The organism is Mesorhizobium sp. M7D.F.Ca.US.004.03.1.1, assembly GCF_003998635.1.
In the GTDB taxonomy this organism is placed as follows: domain Bacteria; phylum Pseudomonadota; class Alphaproteobacteria; order Rhizobiales; family Rhizobiaceae; genus Mesorhizobium; species Mesorhizobium loti.
Genome location: NZ_RZQG01000843.1, coordinates 1 through 2538, shown reverse-complemented (window position 1 = coordinate 2538; position 2538 = coordinate 1). Strand labels below are relative to the sequence as shown.

Here is a 2538-nt window from a genome sequence, read left to right as displayed (position 1 = left end):
GGCGGCAATCTGATCGGGTGTCAGCGCCGTCAGGGCGTCCAGTTCGGCCTGGGCGGCGGCCGCTGTAGCCTGGGCGACCTTGGCTTTCGCGGACTGCGTCACGAATGCCTGAATGGCAGCGAACTTTTTGCTCTTGGAGTTCATGTAGGCGTTGATGTTGCGCTGCAGCGAGTTCAACCGGCCGAGTTTGGCGTGGATGTTTTTCTCCTTGGGCACGGCCGAGACCTTTGTGGTCGTGTCGACCGTGGTGCTGTCCGCCTTTGCCGCCCGCCCGGGAGCCGACGACGACTTGCCGTGCGAAGCGCCGCTCTTGCCACTGCCATTGCCGCCGCCGTTACCGCCAGCATTGCCACCGCCGTTCCCGTTGCCGCCGGCATTGCCACCGCCATTGCCGCCGCCGTGCCCGTTGCCGCCGGCTCCGGCGAGCGCCGGAGACGCCAGAAGCGCCAATGCGGCAAGCGCCGCGAACAGAGTCTTTCGGTTCGTCATGGTAACCTCCTCGGGGAATCGCCACCCTCGCCCGACCGCTAGGCGACCGTCGTATGAGAAATCGCTAATTGTACAGAGTAAACTTTAGACAAATGCCGTCTCAATACGCGAGCCGGCAACCAGCCGGCACCATAAACCTTTGATATCAAATACAAATCAATCTTCTCAGATCGCCATGGCACTGAAGTCCCACGTCGGCCAGACTATAGTCCTGCCGCCGAGCAGCGGCACGGGTAAAAGTCGTGGCGTAGTATATCGGAAAGGCTTTGAAACACGGGACGTCCATAACGAAAGCACAGGTCTCAGCCGATGCTTTCGCCCCCATCGATCACCAGCGCCTGGCCGGTCATGAAGGATGAGCGGTCGGAGACGAGGAACAGGATCGCCTCGGCGATCTCATCGGCGCTGGCCCAGCGCCCCATCGGTATCTTGGTGCGGACATAGTTTTCGATCGCCTCGCGTCCACCCATCTGGGCGATGAACGGCCCGTTGAACGGCGTGTCGACCCAGCCGGGACAGAGTGCGTTGACGCGGACATTGTGCCGGGCGTAGTCGAGCGACATCTGCCGCGTCATTGCCACCACCGCATGTTTGGAGGTTGCGTAGGCGATCATCTCGCGGTCGTAGAACACGCCCGAATTGGAGGCGGTGTTGAGGATGACACCGCCGCCTCGTGCGACCATCGACGGCATGACCATCCTGGCCGCCAGGAACTGCGCCCGCACATTGACCCGCCACGAGGCATCCATGCCGTCGACTTCGACTTCAGTCAGCGTGCCGCCGACCTGGATGCCGGCGTGATTGTGCAGGATGTCGATGCGCCCATGCCTGTCGAGCGTGCCGGCAATGAGTTGCCCGACCGCCGCGTCATCAGCGACATCGGTCGCGATTGCCTCGGCCTGCCCTCCCGCTGCCCGAATGTCCGAAGCTGTTGCTTCGCCGGCGGCCTGATCCCTGTCGGCGATGACGACCACCGCGCCTTCCCTGGCCATGGTCATGGCGCCGGCGCGCCCGATGCCGGAGCCGGCGCCTGTCACCACGGCGATGCGGTCTTTGAGGATCATGACGCAGCTTTCAGTTTGACGGTTTGCGTTGGCGCAACTGCCATTGGGCAAGCACCACAAGCAGCACGGAGGCGACGAGGACGATCGTCGCGATGGCATTGATTTCCGGCGTCACGCCACGCCGGATCGAAGCGAAGACATAGATCGGCAACGTCGTCTGTGCGCCGGCGACGAAGAAGGCGACGATGAAATCATCGAAGGAGAAGGTGAAGGCGAGCAGGAAGCCGGCGACCACCGCCGGCAGGATCTGTGGCAGGACGATGCTGCGAAACGTCGTCAACGGCGTGGCGTAGAGATCACTCGAAGCCTCGACCAGATTGCGGTCGAGGCTGCCGAGCCGGGTGCCAACGATCATCGTCACCAGCGCCATCGAAAACAGCCCATGTGCCGCAATGATGGAACCGTAGCCGAGCGCCAGGCGCGGCGGCTGGCCATCCGGCCAGATCGAGGCGAGGAACGGGTTGACGACGCCAAAGAGCTGGACGAGCGCAACCAGCGTCGAAATGCCGATGACGACACCCGGAACGACGATCGCGGCCCCGAGAAGGGCATCGAAAACCGCGCGGGTTCTGACGCTGACACGCGCCAGGCCGAGTGCGGCCGCCGTGCCGCACAGCGCCGCCAGCGAAGCGCTGGTGGTGGCAATGAACAGGCTGTTCTTCAGCGCCTCGACCAGGAACGGGTTCGCCAGCGCCTTGCCGTACCATTGCACCGAAAAGCCGGTGAACTCGCTGGCATGGTGACCGGCGTTGAAGGAGAACAGCACGACCAGCGCGATCGGCAGATAGAGGAAGGCAAAGACGGCAATGACAAAGGCGCGCATCAGATCAGGTCCACCCGGCGCGCGCCCGAAACCCGGGTCGAGATGCGGTTGGCGGCAATCAGCACCACCACCGAGACCAGCACCAGCGTGATCGCGATGGCCGATCCGAACGGCCAGTTGCGCGACTGCAGGAACAGGTCGACCAGCGCGTTGCCGATGAAG

The 2538-nt window shown here is 63.5% G+C and carries 3 protein-coding genes and 1 pseudogene; all 4 read right to left on the bottom strand.

The window, feature by feature from the left end:
• On the bottom strand, nucleotides 1-489 hold a 489-nt coding region (locus EN935_RS30760), incomplete at its 3' end, for a hypothetical protein (RefSeq protein WP_127373950.1).
• Between the two features lie 302 nt (nucleotides 490-791).
• The gene (locus tag EN935_RS30755) at nucleotides 792-1553 is read right to left on the bottom strand and encodes a glucose 1-dehydrogenase (RefSeq protein ID WP_127264850.1); all 762 of its coding nucleotides are present in this window, start codon (nucleotides 1551-1553) and stop codon (nucleotides 792-794) included.
• A 10-nt stretch (nucleotides 1554-1563) separates the two neighbouring features.
• Complete coding sequence (locus EN935_RS30750; RefSeq protein ID WP_109664066.1) at nucleotides 1564-2376, bottom strand: ABC transporter permease; 813 nt, start codon at nucleotides 2374-2376, stop codon at nucleotides 1564-1566.
• Nucleotides 2376-2538, bottom strand: a pseudogene (locus tag EN935_RS42380) (ABC transporter permease); the annotation flags it as partial. The gene EN935_RS30750 and the pseudogene EN935_RS42380, both read right to left, overlap by 1 nt.

Coding starts and splice junctions, on each gene's coding strand:
- EN935_RS30755 (WP_127264850.1), bottom strand. CDS start 1,553: ATGATCCTCAAAGACCGCATCGCCGTGGTGACAGGCGCCGGCTCCGGC.
- EN935_RS30750 (WP_109664066.1), bottom strand. CDS start 2,376: ATGCGCGCCTTTGTCATTGCCGTCTTTGCCTTCCTCTATCTGCCGATC.